14 protein-coding genes are annotated in these 15,958 nt (G+C 72.8%); 6 read left to right on the top strand and 8 right to left on the bottom strand.

The window, feature by feature from the left end; genetic code table 11:
- Positions 1 to 128: 128 nt before the first annotated feature.
- From IEY17_RS11310 to IEY17_RS11320, 3 genes are all read left to right on the top strand, one after another.
- Positions 129 to 1,109 (top strand): zinc-binding dehydrogenase, encoded by a 981-nt coding sequence (locus IEY17_RS11310; protein ID WP_188987285.1) that lies wholly within the window; start codon positions 129 to 131, stop codon positions 1,107 to 1,109.
- A gap of 128 nt (positions 1,110 to 1,237) precedes the next feature.
- Positions 1,238 to 1,816, top strand: a complete 579-nt coding sequence (gene idi / locus IEY17_RS11315; protein ID WP_188987286.1) for an isopentenyl-diphosphate Delta-isomerase — start codon at positions 1,238 to 1,240, stop codon at positions 1,814 to 1,816.
- 233 nt (positions 1,817 to 2,049) lie between these two features.
- A complete protein-coding gene (locus IEY17_RS11320; RefSeq protein WP_373289870.1) occupies positions 2,050 to 2,889 on the top strand; it encodes a pentapeptide repeat-containing protein in 840 nt (279 codons plus the stop codon).
- 47 nt (positions 2,890 to 2,936) lie between these two features.
- Here IEY17_RS11320 and IEY17_RS11325 read toward each other — a convergent pair whose 3' ends face one another.
- From IEY17_RS11325 to IEY17_RS11350, 6 genes are all read right to left on the bottom strand, one after another.
- The gene (locus tag IEY17_RS11325; RefSeq protein WP_188987288.1) at positions 2,937 to 3,584 is read right to left on the bottom strand and encodes a class II aldolase/adducin family protein; all 648 of its coding nucleotides are present in this window, start codon (positions 3,582 to 3,584) and stop codon (positions 2,937 to 2,939) included.
- 11 nt (positions 3,585 to 3,595) lie between these two features.
- Positions 3,596 to 4,060: a ribose-5-phosphate isomerase gene (locus IEY17_RS11330; protein WP_188987289.1), complete on the bottom strand. Its 465-nt coding sequence runs from the start codon at positions 4,058 to 4,060 to the stop codon at positions 3,596 to 3,598.
- Positions 4,057 to 5,793, bottom strand: coding sequence for a dihydroxyacetone kinase family protein (locus tag IEY17_RS11335; RefSeq protein ID WP_188987290.1), 1,737 nt, complete (start codon positions 5,791 to 5,793; stop codon positions 4,057 to 4,059). Before IEY17_RS11335 ends, IEY17_RS11330 begins: the two co-directional genes overlap by 4 nt.
- 22 nt (positions 5,794 to 5,815) lie before the next feature.
- Entirely contained in the window at positions 5,816 to 7,279 is a 1,464-nt protein-coding gene (locus tag IEY17_RS11340) for an FGGY-family carbohydrate kinase (RefSeq protein WP_188987291.1), read from the bottom strand.
- Entirely contained in the window at positions 7,276 to 8,334 is a 1,059-nt protein-coding gene (locus IEY17_RS11345; protein WP_188987292.1) for a 2-hydroxyacid dehydrogenase, read from the bottom strand. The genes IEY17_RS11340 and IEY17_RS11345 overlap by 4 nt, the downstream gene beginning before the upstream one ends.
- 78 nt (positions 8,335 to 8,412) lie before the next feature.
- Entirely contained in the window at positions 8,413 to 9,111 is a 699-nt protein-coding gene (locus tag IEY17_RS11350) for an HAD family hydrolase (RefSeq protein ID WP_188987293.1), read from the bottom strand.
- A gap of 135 nt (positions 9,112 to 9,246) precedes the next feature.
- On the opposite strand from IEY17_RS11350, the gene IEY17_RS11355 reads away from it, so the two are divergent.
- Both IEY17_RS11355 and IEY17_RS11360 read left to right on the top strand, forming a co-directional pair.
- Entirely contained in the window at positions 9,247 to 10,035 is a 789-nt protein-coding gene (locus IEY17_RS11355; protein ID WP_188987294.1) for a DeoR/GlpR family DNA-binding transcription regulator, read from the top strand.
- A gap of 206 nt (positions 10,036 to 10,241) precedes the next feature.
- Positions 10,242 to 11,606, top strand: coding sequence for an MFS transporter (locus IEY17_RS11360; protein WP_188987295.1), 1,365 nt, complete (start codon positions 10,242 to 10,244; stop codon positions 11,604 to 11,606).
- 79 nt (positions 11,607 to 11,685) lie between these two features.
- Here the strand turns inward: IEY17_RS11360 and IEY17_RS11365 are convergent, their stop codons facing one another.
- Positions 11,686 to 12,636, bottom strand: coding sequence for a hypothetical protein (locus IEY17_RS11365; RefSeq protein ID WP_188987296.1), 951 nt, complete (start codon positions 12,634 to 12,636; stop codon positions 11,686 to 11,688).
- Between the two features lie 325 nt (positions 12,637 to 12,961).
- On the opposite strand from IEY17_RS11365, the gene IEY17_RS11370 reads away from it, so the two are divergent.
- Positions 12,962 to 15,049 carry a S9 family peptidase gene (locus tag IEY17_RS11370; protein WP_188987297.1) on the top strand — a complete coding sequence of 696 codons (2,088 nt, stop codon included), beginning with the start codon at positions 12,962 to 12,964 and terminating at the stop codon, positions 15,047 to 15,049.
- 48 nt (positions 15,050 to 15,097) lie between these two features.
- Here the strand turns inward: IEY17_RS11370 and IEY17_RS11375 are convergent, their stop codons facing one another.
- On the bottom strand, positions 15,098 to 15,931 hold the full coding sequence (locus tag IEY17_RS11375; RefSeq protein ID WP_188987298.1) for an aldo/keto reductase: 834 nt from the start codon (positions 15,929 to 15,931) through the stop codon (positions 15,098 to 15,100).
- Between the last annotated feature and the right edge of the window lie 27 nt (positions 15,932 to 15,958).

The following is a 15,958-nucleotide window of genomic DNA, read 5'->3' on the forward strand; positions in this document are numbered from 1 at the left end:
TGACGCGCACGGGGCCGTCCGGCAAACACCGGGCGGCCCCGCTGATTTCGACACCCTTGACCTCCAGCATGCTCAAACTTCTAGCGTGTGCGCAGGTCAGCGCGCGGTACGACGACGGGAGTCACGGCATGTTCGCCATCCGGCAGCACGAGTTCGGTCCGGCCGAGGTCCTCCGCTACGAGGAGGTGCCCGACCCGCATCCCGGGCCCGGGCAGGTGCGGATCAGAGTCGCCGCCAGCGGGGTCCACGTGATCGACACGACGATCCGGCAGGGCATCGACGGCGGGCCCTTCCCGCTCCCGGAGCTGCCGATGACGCCCGGCCGCGAGGTCTCGGGCATCGTGGACGAACTCGGCGCGGGCGTCGCCGCCGAGTGGCTCGGCCGGCGCGTGGTCGCGCACCTGGGGCCCACCAGCGGCGGCTACGCCGAGCTCGCGGTGCGCGACGTCGAGGCGGTTCAGGTGCTGCCGGAGGGGACCGACCTCGCCGCCGCGGTGGCGATGATCGGCACCGGCCGCACCGCGATGGCCATCGCGCGCATCGCCCAGGTCTCCGCCGACGACGTCGTGCTCGTCACCTCCGCCGCCGGTGGCCTCGGCGCCCTCCTGGTCCAGCACGCCCGCAACAACGGTGCCACCGTCGTCGGCGCCGCCGGTGGCCTTACCAAGGTCGAGAAGGTGCGGAGTCTCGGCGCCGACGTCGCGGTGGACTACACCCGGCCCGACTGGGGTGAGCAGGTGCGGTCCGCGCTTGACGGCCGTGCGGTGAGCCTGGTGCTCGACGGGGCTGGCGGCGCCTCCGGACGGGCGGCGTTCGACCTGCTCGGGCCGGGTGGGCGGATCGTGCTGTACGGCAGGGAGTTCGGCGAGCACCGGTTCACCTCCGACGATCTGGTGGCCCGGTCGGTGACCGCCACCACAGCCCTTGGGCCGAACCTGCTGAAGGTGCCGGGAGGCATGCGCGCGTTGGAGGATCAGGCGCTGGCCGCGCTGGCCGACGGCAGCCTGCTCCCGCTGGTGAACCCGCCGTTCGCGCTGGCCGACGCCGCGAAGGCGCACGCGGCGCTGGAGAACCGGGAGACCTACGGCAAGGTCGTGCTCATACCGTGACGTGCCGAACGGGCGGTGCTCGCCTAGCCTGGTGCGGAAGGTGATCAAGGTCGGCTGGCGGCCGCCGCCCGGTTTGTCGTAGGGTTCCGACCCGGTCGGAGGTCCAGCAGGACGTGGAGGTACACCCGGTGGAACAGGTCGTTCTGCTCGACGACGCCGGCCAGGCGATCGGTGTCGAGGACAAGGCAGTCGTGCACCACGAGGACACGCCACTGCACCTGGCGTTCTCGTGCTACGTGTTCAACGACCGCGGCGAGTTCCTGCTCACCCAACGCGCCCACCACAAGCGCACCTGGCCGGGGGTGTGGACCAACACCTGCTGCGGCCACCCCGCGCCCGGCGAGGACATGCGTGCGGCGATCACCCGGCGGCTCGGCGAGGAGCTCGGGCTGACCGTGCACGCCCTGGAACTGGCCCTGCCGGGCTTCCAGTACCGCGCGGTGATGGACAACGGCGTGGTGGAGAACGAGAAGTGCCCGGTGTTCGCGGCCTTCACCGACGCCACCCCGCAGCCCAACCCGGACGAGGTCGCCGAGACCCGCTGGGTGGACTGGAAGGAGTTCAGCGCCGAGGTGCTCGCCGGCTCGGCGGAGGTGTCCCCGTGGTGCGCGCTGCAGGTCCGCCAGCTGTCCGAGCTGGGCCCGGAACCGGCGCAGTGGCCCCGTGGCGCACGCGAGGACCTGCCCCCAGCCGCACACCTGGACTGAGAAGTCCCAAGAGGACGCGCACTGCGCGATCTCCAGGGGGATCGCGCACGGGCGTCATCCGGCCCGGCACCGCAGGTGCGCGTCAGGACCCGGCGACCGAACCGCGCATGTGGCAGGCTGGCGATCTGCGCCCGCACCAGGAACGCGACCACCCGCGCGCCGGGCCGGGCGCTGTCCCTGGCCTGGGTGGGGTTCGACGGAAGGGAAGGCCAATGTCCGACCGGGGCGACCCGATGCCGGGGCGTCAGGACCTGCGGGCGGACTGCGGCCGCTGCGCGGGGCTGTGCTGCGTGGTGCCCGCGTTCACCGCTTCCGCGGACTTCGCGGTCGACAAACCCGCCGGACAGCCGTGCCGCAACCTGCTGGCGGACTTCCGCTGCGGCATCCACGACCGGCTGCGCGACCGCGGTTTCCTCGGCTGCGTGGTGTTCGACTGCTTCGGCGCGGGCCAACAGGTCACCCAGGTCACCTTCGGCGGTCGGACGTGGCGCGACGAACCCGGCCTGGCGCCGTCGATGTTCGCGGTGTTCACGGTGATGCGGCAGTTGCAGGAACTGCGCTGGTACCTCACCGAGAGCCTGGAGCTGCTGCCCCGGGGCCCGCTGCGCGATGAGGTGTCGGCCGCGCTGGAACGCACGGCGCGGCTGGTGTCGGCGCCCGCGGCGGAGCTGGAGTCCTTCGACGGCGCGGCATACCGGCAGGAGGTCGGGCAGCTGCTGGGCCGCGTGAGCGAGAGCGCGCGGGAGGGGCTCCGCGGCGCCGATCGACGCGGGGCGGATCTGATCGGGGCCAAACTGCGGGGCGCGGACCTGCGCGGCGTGAGCCTGCGCGGGGCGTACCTCATCGGCGCCGACCTGCGGGGCGCGGACCTACGGCACGCGGACCTGCTGGGCGCCGACCTGCGGGCCGCCGACCTCGGCGGGGCGGACCTGCGGGGCAGCATCTTCCTCACCCAGCCCCAGCTCGACGCGGCCCGGGGGGACGCTGCCACCGCGCTCCCGGCCGCGCTGACCCGCCCGCGGCACTGGTCGTCGTCGGCGGCCCCGCAGTCGCGCCGGAAGCGCCGCCGCTGACGTCCACAGTGGAGGCCGCCACGCCCGCGTGCATACCCCCGGGACGCTCAGTTCCTGGGGTTCTGGCCGTACGTTGCGAACAGCTTCGCGCAGCGGGCCAGTTCCTCGTCGCTCAGCAGGTGCGGGTCGCCCACTCGGGCCGCCGTGAGCCAGAGTTCGCAGAGCCATTCCAGTTGGCGGGCCCGGTGGTACGCCTTCGGCAGGGTTTCCGCGATCGTGATCGTGCCGTGGTTGCGCAGGACACAGCCCGTTCGGCCGGCCAGGGCCTGCGACATCGACTCCGCCAGTTCCGGGCTGCCGAACGTCGCGTACCGCGCCACGCGCACCGCGCCGCCGAAGTCGGCCAGCTGGTAGTGGACCGCCGGGACGTCGTCGCGCAGCAGGGACAGCGCCGTCGCGTTCAGGGAGTGGGTGTGCACCACGGCTCCCGCGTCGTGCTCGCGGTAGGCGGTCAGGTGCATCGGCAGTTCGGAGGTCGGCTTGAGATCGCCTTCCACCACGTTGCCGTCCAGGTCCACCAGCGGGATGTCCGGCACCCGCAGGTCCTCGTAGTCCACTCCGGACGGGGTCACCGCCACCAGGTCGCCGCAGCGGACCGAGACGTTGCCGGACGTGCCGACCACCAGCCGGTCGGCCACCATCCGACGGGCGATCCTGATGACCTCGCGCCGTTGCTCGGCCAGTCGTGCGTCCACTCCACCCCCGTTCAACACGCCGACTCGTACTCGCCGATCGCCGCGACCTTCTGCGCCGACGGCGACGACTCGTCAAACCGGTACTCCAGCCATTCCGCGGCCAGCTTGCGGGCCAGCTCCAATCCGATCACACGCTGGCCGAAGCACAACACCTGGGCGTTGTTGCTCAGCACCGAACGCTGCACCGAATAGCTGTCGTGCGCGGTGACCGCCCGGATGCCCGGCACCTTGTTGGCGCTGATCGCCACGCCCAGGCCGGTGCCGCACACCAGCAGCGCCCGGTCAGCCCGCCCCTGGGCGACCATCCGCGCCGCGGTGACCGCCACGTGCGGGTAGGCGGTGTGCTCGTCCGCGCCCACCCCGACGTCCACCACGTCGGCGACCCGTGGGTCTGCTTGCAGATCCTGCTTCAGCTGCTCCTTGTACTGCAGCCCCGCGTCGTCGGAACCCACCACGATGCGCAACCGCTCGGTCACCTGTCCTCGTCCTTTCCGTTCCCGGCGAGCACCTCGCCGATCCGGTTCAGCGCCAGCGCCAGCGACGTCGCCCCCGGGTCGGGGGTGCCGACGCTGCGTTCGGCCAGCGGCCGCGCCCGGCCCGTGCGGGGCCGCAGCTGCGCGGTGTGCTCGGCGGCCTTCGTCGCCGCCTTCGCGGCCTGCCGCCACGCGTCCCGGCCGCTGGCGCCGGCGTCCACCGCGCCGCGCAGTTCCGCCACGAACGGCACCAGCGCATCCACCAACGTCTTGTCGCCGACCTCCGCGCGCCCCAGTCGCTGCACGGCTGCCAGCGCCGCCGACGCGCCGGCGGCCAGGTCGCCCGCCAGGGCCGCCCGGTGATCGGGCAGCTGGTCGCCGAACGACCGCAACGCCGCACCCCACAGGGCACCGGACGTGCCGCCCGCCTTGGCCGCCCACGCGTCGCCCGCCGCCAGCAGCACCGCCGCCGGGCCGACGCCCCTGGCCGCGGCTTCCTCGGCCGCTGCCACCGCGGCCGCGCTGCCACGCGTCATGCCGCGGCCGTGGTCGCCGTCACCGGCAATGGCGTCCAGGCGACCGAGTTCCTCCTCCTGCTCCGCCAGCAGATCCGCCACCGCGCGTAGGGACCGCAGCACCAGCGCCGCCGTCGCCTGCCCCTCCGGCGGGGCCACCACGGTGACCTGCTCCACGGCCGGCGGCTGGTGGTCCACATCGGACTCATCCGGTTCGGCGGCCGCCACCGTGCCCCTGCGGTAGGCGGGCGTGTCGGCCGGGGCCCGCCACAGCCGCTCCAACTCCGGGTCCAGCCAGGTCAGCGTCAGCGAGCAGCCGGCCATGTCGAGGCTGGTCACCAGCTCGCCGACCTCGGGGGCAACGACCTCCAGCCCGGCGTCGGCCAGCAGCCGCGACACCGTGCCCCAGACCACGAACAGCTCCTCGTACTTGGTGGCCCCGAGGCCGTTGAGGATGGCGGTCACCCGCCGCGAATCCGCCTCTGGTGCCTCCGCGAGCAGCCCGTCGACCAGGATCTTCGCCAGCTCCGCCGCAGCGGGCAGGTCCCGCTCGGACACGCCCGGTTCGCCGTGGATGCCCAGGCCCAGCCCCATCCGGCCGTCCGGCACCTCGAACAGCGGGTGGTCCTGGCCGGGCAGCGTGCAGCCGTCAAAGGCCACGCCCAGGCTGCGGGTGCGGGCGTTGGCGTGCTCGGCGACGCGCACCACCTCGTCGAAGGAGTAGCCCTCCTCCGCGGCCGCCGAGGCGACCTTGAACACCACGAAGTCGCCGACCACGCCGCGGCGCTTGTGCTGCTCGGCGGCCGGGGCGCTGGCCACGTCGTCGGTGACCACCACGTTGTGCGCGCGGATGCCGTCGCGCTCCAGCCGCTCCACGGCCAGGCCGAAGTTCATGTTGTCCCCGGCGTAGTTGCCGAAGGAGAACACCACCCCGGCCCCCCGGTCGGCGGCCCGACCCACCGAGTAGGCGTCCTTGGCCGACGGAGAGGTGAAGATGTTGCCGATCACCGCGCCGTCGGCGAAACCCGGCCCGACCACCCCGCAGAACGCCGGGTAGTGGCCGGACCCGCCGCCGGTGACCACGGCGACCTTGCCGCGCCGCGCGGGCCTGGCGCGCACCACGCCGCCCGGCACCTGCCGGACGTACTCGGGGTGGGCCGCCACGAAACCGGTCACCATGTCCTCGGTGAACGACGCCGGGTCGTTGTACAGCCGCGTCATCTCAAGCTCCTTGTCGGGGAAGTCAGGACGTCGCGCCCCAGTGCGGGCGGGCCCGGTCGATCGAGGCCAGGTAGGCGCGGTAGCCGCGCTCGTAGAACTCCACGGCGTCCGGGTGCGGCACCACGGTGCGCCGCGCGGCGGCCCACTGCTCGCGGTCCACCGGCTCGCCCAGCGAATCCCAGGCGGTCATGGCCGCGCCGCGCGCGCCCACGCCCACCTCGTGCGGCACATACAGCGGGCGGCCCAGCACGTCGGCGAAGATCTGGCTCCACGCCGCCGACCGCGCCCCGCCGCCGCACGCCGACACCGCACCGGTCAGGCCCGCGGTCTCCAGGTTGTGCCGGGCGGCGTAGGCAACCGCCTCGCACATCGCCCGCACCAGGTCGGCCTGGGTGGTTTCCAGCGACAGCCCGGTGAACTGGCCGCGGGCGCGCGGGTCGACGAACGGGGCGCGTTCCCCGGAACCGGACAGGAACGACAGCGCCGACACCCCGTTCGCGCCGGGCCTGCTGGCGGCCAGCAGCGACTCCAACTGGTCGATTCCGGCGCCGACCATGGCCAGCACCCAGTCGAGGTTGGCGGTGCCGACCATCGCGGGCATCACCCGCAGGTAGCGGTCCGCCAGCGGGGTGGCCAGCCACATGCCCGCGACCTCCCCGTCGGGGTCGATGGCGACGTCGTCGCGCAGGACCTGGCAGCCCAGCGTCGTGCCGATCACCAGCGCGCCGTCGCCGACCTCGCTGACGCCGGAACCGAAGGCGCACGCGGGCAGGTCGAACGGGCCCGCGGACACCGGCAGCCCAGCGGGCAGGCCGAGTGCCTTGGCGCTGCCGCCGTCCAGCGCGAACAGCTTGCCCGGCGGTGCGGGCTCGGCCAGCAGCCTGCGGTGCTCGGCCACACCGCACGCCTGCAGAGCCTCCTGCGAGTAGCTGCGGGTCGGCACGTCCAGGAACGGCAGCGACGCGTCGGAGGCGTCCACGGTGATCTCACCGGTGAAGCGCTGCACGATGGCGTCCACGCAGTACCCGGCGACGGCCGCACGCTCCAGGCGCTCCGGGGCATGCTCGGACAGGTGCGCCAGCAGCGGACCGGCCGAGCCGGGGAACATCCCCGAGCCGGTCAGCCGGTACACCTGCCGCTGCACCCCGGTCCGGCCCCACCGGTCCAGCACGTCGGCGGCGCGGGCGTCCAGCCAGGAGATCGCCGGGCCCACCTGCCGGCCCTGGTGGTCGCGCAGCCACAGCCCGTCGCCCTGGCCGGTGATGGCCAGCGCCTCCACCGGCACCCCGGCGCGGTCGGCCGCTTCGGCGACCTTTCGGACCACGTGGACCACCGAGCCGATGACCTCGTCGAGGTCCTGCTCCACCCGCCCGCCGGGCAAGCGGTGCAGGGTGCTGCGCATGCTGTGGGTGACCAGCGCGGAGCCGTCACGGTTCAGCAGCGACGCCTTGGTCACCGACGTGCCGACGTCGACCCCGATGATCATGGCCGCAGACCTTCGAACCGGGCGAGCACGTCCGGGTTGGCCACGAAGCGCGGCCGCTGCCCGGCAAGGAACCGGGCCACCTCACCGGCGACGATCTCGGCGGCGCGGTGCGCGGTCTGCCGGGTGGCGCCGGCCAGGTGCGGGGTGGTGATGACGTTCGGCGCGTCGAACAGCGGCCAGTCGCGCGGCGGGGGTTCGATGTCGTAGACGTCGACCGCCAGCGCTCCCAGGCGACCGGACCTGAGCAGCTCCGGCAGCGGCGCGTAGTCGAGCAGGCCGCCGCGCGCGGAGTTGACCAGCACGGCCCCTTCCGGCAGCAGCTTGAGGTTGTCGGCGTTGAGCAGGTGCCTGGTTTCCGGGGTCAGGCGCGCGTGCAGGCTGACCACCGAGCTGCGGCGCAGCAGGGTCTCCAGATCGACCAGCTCCACGCCGTCGCGGGCGGCGTCCTCGGGGTTGGCGAACGGGTCGGACACCAGCACGTGCGAGCCGAAGGCGCGCAGCACCCGGGCGACGATTGTGCCGATCGCGCCGTAGCCGACGAGGCCGACCGTGGCGCCTTCCAGCTCGATCCCGGCGTTGTCGTAGGAGTAGTAGTCGCCGCGCCAGTTGCCCGCCTTCAACTCGGCGTCGGAGCCGGGGATGCGGCGAAGCGCGGCGAGGATCAGGCCGACGGCGAACTCGGCGGCGGCCGCGGCGTTGCGCCCCGGCGCGTAGCTGACGATCACACCGTTGTCGGTGGCGGCCGCCAGGTCGACGTTCACCGGGCCACCGCGGCAGACGCCGACGAACCTCAGCTGCGGGCTGGCGTTGAGCACGTCAGCGGTGAACGGGGCCATCTGGGTGGCCACGATCTCCGCCCCGCCCAGCGCGTCGAGCAGCTGCTGCTCGGTGCCGCTGGCCTCCTGCACGTTGCCGACCGGCCCGAACGGCTCCACCGGCCACGGCAGCTGCAGCGTGCTGAACTCCAGGTCGTGCTCACCGGCGCTGCGGCGCAGCGCGTCGACGAACACCTCGGGCGCGACGAAGTGGTCTCCTGCGGCGAGAACCTTGGTCATGTCTGCGGACTCCTCTGTCACGTGTCACCGCCGGTGCGGGGCGGGGAAGAAGGGCCTTTCTCGTGCGGCGGCGTGCCGTCAGCTGCCGACCGGTTCGGGCAGTGCACCCACCAGGCGCAGCCGCACGTCGTCGAGGTTGGCGGCGACGTAGCTGGCCTGGGCCAGCGCGTCCTCGGCCGGGGGGTAGTCGGAGTTGGGAATGGCCACCACAGTCATCCCCGCTGCGGCCGCGGCGCGCAACCCGTTACTGGAGTCCTCGACCGCCAGGCAGTGCCGCGGGTCCTCGCCGAGCTTGTCGGCGGCCGACAGGTACACGTCCGGACTGGGCTTGCCCTTGGCAACCTCGGCGCTGGAGACCGTGGCGGTGAAGTGCCGGATGAGCCCGTGGCGGTCCAACACGGCGTCGATCAGCCGGCGGGGCGCGGAGGACGCGAGGGCGATCGGGGCCCGCGCGGCGACCTCGGTGACCATGCGTTCGGCGCCGGGCAGCAGTTCGATCTCGCCGCCGTCGAGGGCGGCGATCATGTCGTCGACCACGATCCGCTCGGTCTCGGCGGCGGTCTCGGCGGCGCCGCTGAACTCGGCGAGGAAGGCCGACCACTCCGGGGCGCTCATGCCCTGCACCTGGCGGGTCTGCGCGGCGGTCCAGGTGCGGCCCCGGGCAGCGGCGAACCTGGCCCACATCCGCTCCCACAGGTGCTCGCTTTCGACCAGGACGCCGTCCATGTCGAACACGACCGCGCGGTGGGTGTCGTTCGGCCCCTCGGACTGGGTCATCTCATTACCTCCCGCCACTCACTGACGGCGCTAAAATTAACATGATCAACGTTAATTGTCACCCTCCATTTGATAGTTCGTGCTCACGTGGGGTGTCCGGCACCGCCGCGGCGGAGCACGGGGCAAGATGACCCCATGGCGTCCGCACCGAAGAAGCAGTCCCCCCGGCTCCTGCGACAGCAGAAGATCGTCGATCACGTCGTCGCGCAGGGCTTCGCCAGCGCCGCGGAGCTGGCCGAGCTGACCGGGGTCAGCCTGATGACGGTGCACCGCGACCTGGACGACCTGGTCACCCGCGGCCTGCTGCGCAAGTTCCACGGCGGCGTCTCCGCCCAGCCGTCCACGGTGTTCGAGAGCAGCTCGGACTTCCGGCTGCACACCCACACCGCCGAGAAGGAGGCGCTGGCCAAGGTGGCGCTGGAGTTCATCACGCCCGGTCAGTCGGTGATGCTGGACGACTCCACCACCGCGCTCGCGCTGGCCCGGCTGCTGCCGGACGTCGGCCCGCTGACCGTGGTCAGCAACTACCGGCAGGTGCAGGAGACGCTGCGGGACGTGCCCGACATCCGGCTGATCGGTTTGGGCGGCGAGTACTCCCGCACGCACGACTCCTACCTGGGGTTGCCCTGCCAGGAGATGATCAGCACCTTCTCGGTGGACATCGTGTTCCTGTCCACCTCGGCGATGAACGCGCGGCTGACCTACCACCAGGAGCAGGAGATCGTGCTGGTCAAGCGGGCGATGCTGGCCAGCGCGACGACAAAGGTGCTGATGATGGACGCCAGCAAGGTGGCGCGGTCGGCGCTGCACCAGTTCGCGCCGGTCAGCGCGTTCGACCACGTGCTGCTGGCCGGCGAGCTCGACCCGGCCCTGATCGAGGAGATGCGCGAGCAGACCGACGTCCGCGTCGCCCCCATGGACTGATCCGGACCCGAACGAACGCGGCGCGAGCACGTCCGCGCCGGCGGTCCGCGCTGCCCCGCACCGGCCACACCCTCGACGCGGTGATCGGATTTTCTCCAAATTAACGTCTTGCGCGTTAAGTTGAACGGGGTGCATGATAGCCAGCACCCGTGGCCCGGACGCGTCGCGAGGACGTCACCGGGAACTTCCGATCCTTGGAGACAGTGATGTCCCACCAGACCACAGCGGAGACCGAGGCGAACCGCCCGGTCAGCAGACTCGACCGCATCGGTATCCCCAGGGAGCTGTTCTGGGGCTTCGTCGCCGTGCTCATCTTCATGATCGGCGACGGCGTGGAGACCACCTTCCTCTCGGACTACCTGCAGCAACCCGAGGGCGGCGGCCTGCCCGGCGCGACCGCGTCGTTCGCCACCGTCACGATCTACGGCGTCACCGCCATGATCGCCTCGTGGTTCTCCGGGACGCTGTCGTCGATCTGGGGTCCGCGCCGGGTGATGTGGCTCGGTGGCGCCTGGTGGGTCGTGTTCGAGGCACTGTTTCTGTTCGTGGCGCTGCCGGCGCACAACGCGACGCTGATCGTGGCCGCCTACGGCATCCGCGGCTTCGCCTACCCGCTGTTCGCGTTCGCGTTCCTGGTGTGGGCGCAGATCGCCAGCCCGACCAAGATGCGCGGGTCGGTCGCCGGGTGGTTCTGGTTCGCCTTCACCGGCGGTCTGCCCACGCTGGGTGCGGCCGTGGCCGCGGTCGCCATCGGCGTCTTCGGCATGACCCAGTACGGCACCCTGGTGCTGTCGCTGGTGGTGGTCACCACCGGCGTGCTCATCGGCAGCGTCGCGGTCCGCGAGGAGCACGGTCTCAAGCCGATCGCCGACGAGACGGTGGAGAACCCGCGCAGCATCAAGCGGCTCGGCGAGGGCGTGGACATCCTCTGGCGCGACCGACGCACGCTGGCCGGTGGTCTGATCCGGATCGTCAACACCGCCCCGCAGTACGGCTTCTTCGCGATGTTCCCGTTCGTGCTCGGCCCGGCCACGCCCGGCGGCGGCTTCCTCAGCGCCGCGCAGGTGGCCACCCTCGCGTCCATCAGCTACGGCGCGAACATTGCCGCGAACCTGTTCTTCGGCGTGTTCGCCGACCGCTTCGGCTGGCGGCGCACCATCACCTGGTTCGGCTGCGTGGGCTGCGCCATCGCGACCCCGCTGTGGTACTTCGCCGCCGTGAGCACCCAGAGCTTCGCGGTGACGGCCACCTTCGGCGTCGTCTACGGCATCCTGCTGGCCGGATTCGTGCCGCTGTCGGCGCTCATGCCGTCGATGGTGGAGCCCAAGGACAAGGGTTCGGCGCTGGCGATTCTGAACTTCGGCGCCGGTGGCGCGGCGTTCGTCGGCCCGGTGGTGGTCACCATCCTGTTCCCGCTGGTCGGCGGTGCCGGGGTGGCCGTCGCGTTCAGCCTGCTGTACCTGGCCGTGGCGCTGCTGAGCCTGAAGGTCAAGGACGCCTGCGACCCGGGTGAGCAGCGGCTCCGGGCCCGCTCGGCGAGTGCGGCGGAAACCGTCCGCACCCCGGCCTGACCGGCCGCTGCGCGCCCGCGTCCGCCGTGGACGCGGGCGCACGCGCATCCGGCCGTCGTCGCCGAGCGCGACCAGCACGTCACCAGCGGTCGTGATGCCCGGGGATCCGGGCGGGCAGGACCGTCCGGCGCCCGTCGGCGAGAACCGCGATCCGCCCGTCGCCGTCGCGCACCGCCAGCACCGGTCGGTCTCCCGGTGCCACGGCCAGGGCCGGGTCGGAGGTGGCGTCGAACTCCTGCACCGCCACCACCGACCACCCGGCCCGTTCACCGAGCACGACCAGCCGTCCCATGCCGGCTTCGCGAAACGCCGCGTGCCCCGGGGCCACCGCGACCGTGCCCGCAGGCCGGTGCGGTGCCACCTCGAGCGCGAACCGGCCACTACGGCCGTGCCAGTGCAGCAACCCCGCCTCCGCCGGGGCGAAGGCGTCGATCCCCTGCTCGCCCACCAGCAGCGACACGGTGTCGTGCACCCCGGTGCCACCGAGGTCGCCCCAGGGCTGGTCGGCGTGGCGGATGCTCACCCCGCCCCGGGCGTTGCGGGCAGCCACCACGAGTCGCCCACCGGGCAGCACGGCTGCTGCCGGTGGCCCGGCTTGGGCCCCCAGCGGCGGCCAGCCCCGGCGCCTCGCGAAGATGCGCCCGACCCGGTCCTGCACGACGAGGGTCCCCGGGTCGGCGAACACCACTGATCTCGGCTCGAACCCCGGAGTGTCCACAACGGATTTTCCGCGATCCGGACCGAGCACCAGCCGACCTCTGTCCACATGGGCGTATCGCAGGCCGTCAGGGCCGCCGGCAACCGCATTCGATCCCCACGGCCAGCGTCGGCGCATGCTCCGCAGCCAGGCCGCGTACGGTTCCCCCATGCCCACCACCGCGTCGTGCGCCGCGTAGCGCTCGAAGACCGCCCGCTTGTCCGCGACGAGCCGCAGGGACAGGTTCGGTGGCGCGTCGGCGGTGTTGTAGTCGCGGTAGTGGATCAGCGGCGGGCCACCGCGCAGCGCCGTCGCGGCGAGACGCGCTGCCATCACGTGGTCCGGGTGATCGTGGAAGCGGCCCCGCCGCGACCAGCGCGTCGTGCCACCGCTGCAAACCGCGCTCCTCGTTGCAGCACGGCACCACCACCGACAGGTCCATGGCACATCTCATCCAGATCACGAGAACCGAAGCCGCTGCGGGCCAAAGGAATCGGCATCGACGGTAGGAGCGGCGCCACGAGCGCACCCCTGCCGACACACCAGCGCATCCTCCGGTGGAGCGGACCCGCCGCCCGACGTCATCCGATCGGGGCCGCACCCGCCACAAGGGACACCTGCCAGCGCCCGCGCCGGACGCGGGTGGCAGGCTGGAGCCATGCCGTCCGCGTCGTTTCCCCGCCGCAGCGCCCGAACCCAGGGCTTCACGCTCGGCGCACCCCGCACCTTCACCGCCACCGGCGACGGCACGTCGGTACTGTTCCTGCGCTCGGCCACCGGAACCGACCGCAGCAACGCCCTGTGGGCACTCGACACCGCCACCGGGCAGGAGCGGCTGCTCGCCGACCCGGCCGCGCTGCAGGCCGGAGACGAGGTCTCCGCCGAGGAGCAGGCCCGCCGGGAACGGCTGCGGGAACGCGCCACCGGCATCACCGGCTACGCCACCGACCGCGCCGGGCGGCTGGCCGTGTTCACGCTGTCCGGGCGGCTGTTCACTGTCGACGTCGCCACCGGCGCCACCCGCGAACTGCCCGCGCGGCACCCGGTCGCCGACCCGCGCCCGGACCCCGACGGCCGGCGCATCGCCTACCTGTCCGGCGGTCAGCTGCGGCTGGTGGAAGCCGACGGGTCCGGCGACCGCGCGCTCGTCGAACCCGACGGGCCCGACATCACCTGGGGCGCGGCGGAGTTCATCGCCGCAGAGGAAATGGACCGGCACCGCGGCTACTGGTGGGCCCCCGACGGGTCGGCGCTGCTGGTGGCGCGCGTGGACGAATCCCCGGTGCAGCACTGGTACCTCGGCGACCCGGCCGACCCGGCACGCCGCCCCACCGCAGTCCGCTACCCCGCTGCGGGCACCGCCAACGCCGACGTGTCGCTGGCCGTGGTGCGGCTCGACGGCAGCCGCGTCGACGTTGACTGGGACCGCGGCAACCACCCGTACCTGGTCACCGCGCACTGGTCGGAGCACGGCCGCCCGCTGATCGCGGTGCAAACCCGCGACCAGCGCACCCAACTGGTGCTCGACGTCGACCCCGGCAGCGGCGTCACCAGCGAGGTGCACCGCGACACCGACCCGCACTGGGTGGAGATCAAACCCGGCTGGCCCGCCTGGACCCCCGACGGCCGCCTGGTGCGCATCAGCGCCGCTGACGGCGCGTACCGGCTGGTCGTCGGCGACCAGCCGTGGACATCAGCGCCGCTGCAGGTCCGGGGCATCATCGACATTGGGGACGACATCCTCGTCTCCGCCTCCGCGGAGGATCCCACGCAGGTACACCTGTACCGGGTCACCGCAACCGGTGTCGAGCAGGTCACCCGCGAACCCGGCGTGCACACCGGGACGCGCGGCGGCGACGTGCTCGTGGTGGCGTCCACGACGCTCGACGAGCCGCGCACCCGGGTCCGGGTGCACCGCGGTGAGAAGGAGATCGCCGAGATCGCCAACAACGCCGAAACCCACGGCATGGACCTCAACATCCAACTGCTGCGGCTCGGCGAGCGCGACCTGCGCAGCGCGCTCCTGCTGCCCAGCGGTCACCGCCAAGGGGATGGTCCGCTGCCGGTGCTGCTCGACCCCTACGGCGGGCCGCACGCGCAGCGCGTGCTGTCGCGCCAGCTCGGCTACCTGACCTCGCAGTGGTTCGCCGACCAGGGCTTCGCGGTGCTGGTCACCGACGGCCGCGGCATGGCCGGGCGCGGCCCGGACTGGGACCGCGCCATCGCCGGCGACCTCGCCGGGCCGCCGCTGCAGGACCAGGTCGACGCCCTGCACGCGGCCGCCGAGCGCCACCCGGAACTCGACCTGCGGCGGGTCGCCATCCGCGGCTGGTCCTTCGGCGGCTACCTCGCCGCGCTGGCCGTACTGCGTCGCCCCGACGTCTTCCACGCCGCCATCGTCGGCGCGGGTGTGGTGGACTGGCGGCTGTACGACACGCACTACACCGAGCGCTACCTCGGCGACCCCAACACCGCCCCGCAGGTCTACGAGGCCAACTCGCTGCTGTCGGACGCCGCCCAGCTGCGGCGGCCGATGCTGGTCGTGCACGGCACCGTCGACGACAACGTCGTCCTGGCCCACGCGCTGCGCCTGTCGTCGGCGCTGACCGCGGCTGCCCGCCCGCACACGTTCCTGCCGCTGCCCGGCGTCAGCCACATGCCGACCGACGAGACGACCAGCGAGAACCTCCTGCTGCTGCAGGTGGACTTCCTGCGCCGCGCCCTCGCCGACCCGGAAATCGCCTGATCAGTGCGGGGGCACCACCGGGTGCCCCCGCCTTCGCGGAAATCACGGTCACAGGACCTCCAGCGGGACCGGGTGCGGCGGGGCCGGGAAACCCGCGTCCAGCTCGGCCAGGTCCGCCGAGGTCAGCTCGAGATCCAGCGCCGCGCGGTTCTGCTCGACGTGCTCCGGGGTCGCCGCCTTCGGGATCGCGCACACCCCGTCGCGCGCCAGCACCCACGCGATCGCCACCTGCGCCGGGCGCACCCCGTGCCGCTCCGCGACCCGCCGCAACACCGGCTCGCCCAGCAGTCGGCCCTGCTCGATCGGCGAGTACGCCATCACCGGCAGCCCCCGCTCGCGGCACCACGGCAGCAGATCCCACTCCACCCCGCGCCGCGTCAGGTTGTACAGCACCTGGTTCGTCGCGGTCTGCCGTCCGAGATCGCTGGTGAACAGCTCCTCCATGTCGTCCGGCCCGAAGTTGCTCACCCCGAAGTGCCGGATCTTGCCGTCGGTCCGCAACCGCTCGAAGGCGTCCAGCGTCTCCGCCAACGGCGTGCTGCCCCGCCAGTGCAGCAGGTACAGGTCCAGGTGGTCGGTGCCCAACCGCCGCAGGCTGCGCTCGCACGCCTCGATCGCGCCCCTGCGGGTCGCGTTGTGCGGGTAGACCTTGCTGACCAGGAACACCTCGTCCCGCCGACCGGCGATCGCCTGCCCGACGACCTCCTCGGCGCCCCCGCCGCCGTACATCTCCGCGGTGTCGATCAGCCCCAGACCCAGGTCCAGGCCGTGCCGCAGCGCGGCGACCTCCGCCGCCCGCTGACCACGCCGCTCGCCCATGCCCCAGGTGCCCTGCCCCAGCACCGGCAACTCACCGCCGCCGGGCAGCCGTAGCCCTCGCATGCACACTCCGTTCGTCGACCAACGCCG

Origin of the sequence: Saccharopolyspora thermophila (assembly GCF_014646075.1) — a bacterium.
Taxonomy (GTDB): domain Bacteria; phylum Actinomycetota; class Actinomycetes; order Mycobacteriales; family Pseudonocardiaceae; genus Saccharopolyspora; species Saccharopolyspora thermophila.

Coding starts and splice junctions, on each gene's coding strand:
- IEY17_RS11310 (WP_188987285.1), top strand. CDS start 129: ATGTTCGCCATCCGGCAGCACGAGTTCGGTCCGGCCGAGGTCCTCCGC.
- IEY17_RS11375 (WP_188987298.1), bottom strand. CDS start 15,931: ATGCGAGGGCTACGGCTGCCCGGCGGCGGTGAGTTGCCGGTGCTGGGG.
- IEY17_RS11355 (WP_188987294.1), top strand. CDS start 9,247: ATGGCGTCCGCACCGAAGAAGCAGTCCCCCCGGCTCCTGCGACAGCAG.
- IEY17_RS11340 (WP_188987291.1), bottom strand. CDS start 7,279: ATGATCATCGGGGTCGACGTCGGCACGTCGGTGACCAAGGCGTCGCTG.
- IEY17_RS11360 (WP_188987295.1), top strand. CDS start 10,242: ATGTCCCACCAGACCACAGCGGAGACCGAGGCGAACCGCCCGGTCAGC.
- IEY17_RS11370 (WP_188987297.1), top strand. CDS start 12,962: ATGCCGTCCGCGTCGTTTCCCCGCCGCAGCGCCCGAACCCAGGGCTTC.
- IEY17_RS11335 (WP_188987290.1), bottom strand. CDS start 5,793: ATGACGCGGCTGTACAACGACCCGGCGTCGTTCACCGAGGACATGGTG.
- IEY17_RS11320 (WP_373289870.1), top strand. CDS start 2,050: ATGCCGGGGCGTCAGGACCTGCGGGCGGACTGCGGCCGCTGCGCGGGG.
- IEY17_RS11345 (WP_188987292.1), bottom strand. CDS start 8,334: ATGACCAAGGTTCTCGCCGCAGGAGACCACTTCGTCGCGCCCGAGGTG.
- IEY17_RS11350 (WP_188987293.1), bottom strand. CDS start 9,111: ATGACCCAGTCCGAGGGGCCGAACGACACCCACCGCGCGGTCGTGTTC.
- IEY17_RS11365 (WP_188987296.1), bottom strand. CDS start 12,636: ATGGCAGCGCGTCTCGCCGCGACGGCGCTGCGCGGTGGCCCGCCGCTG.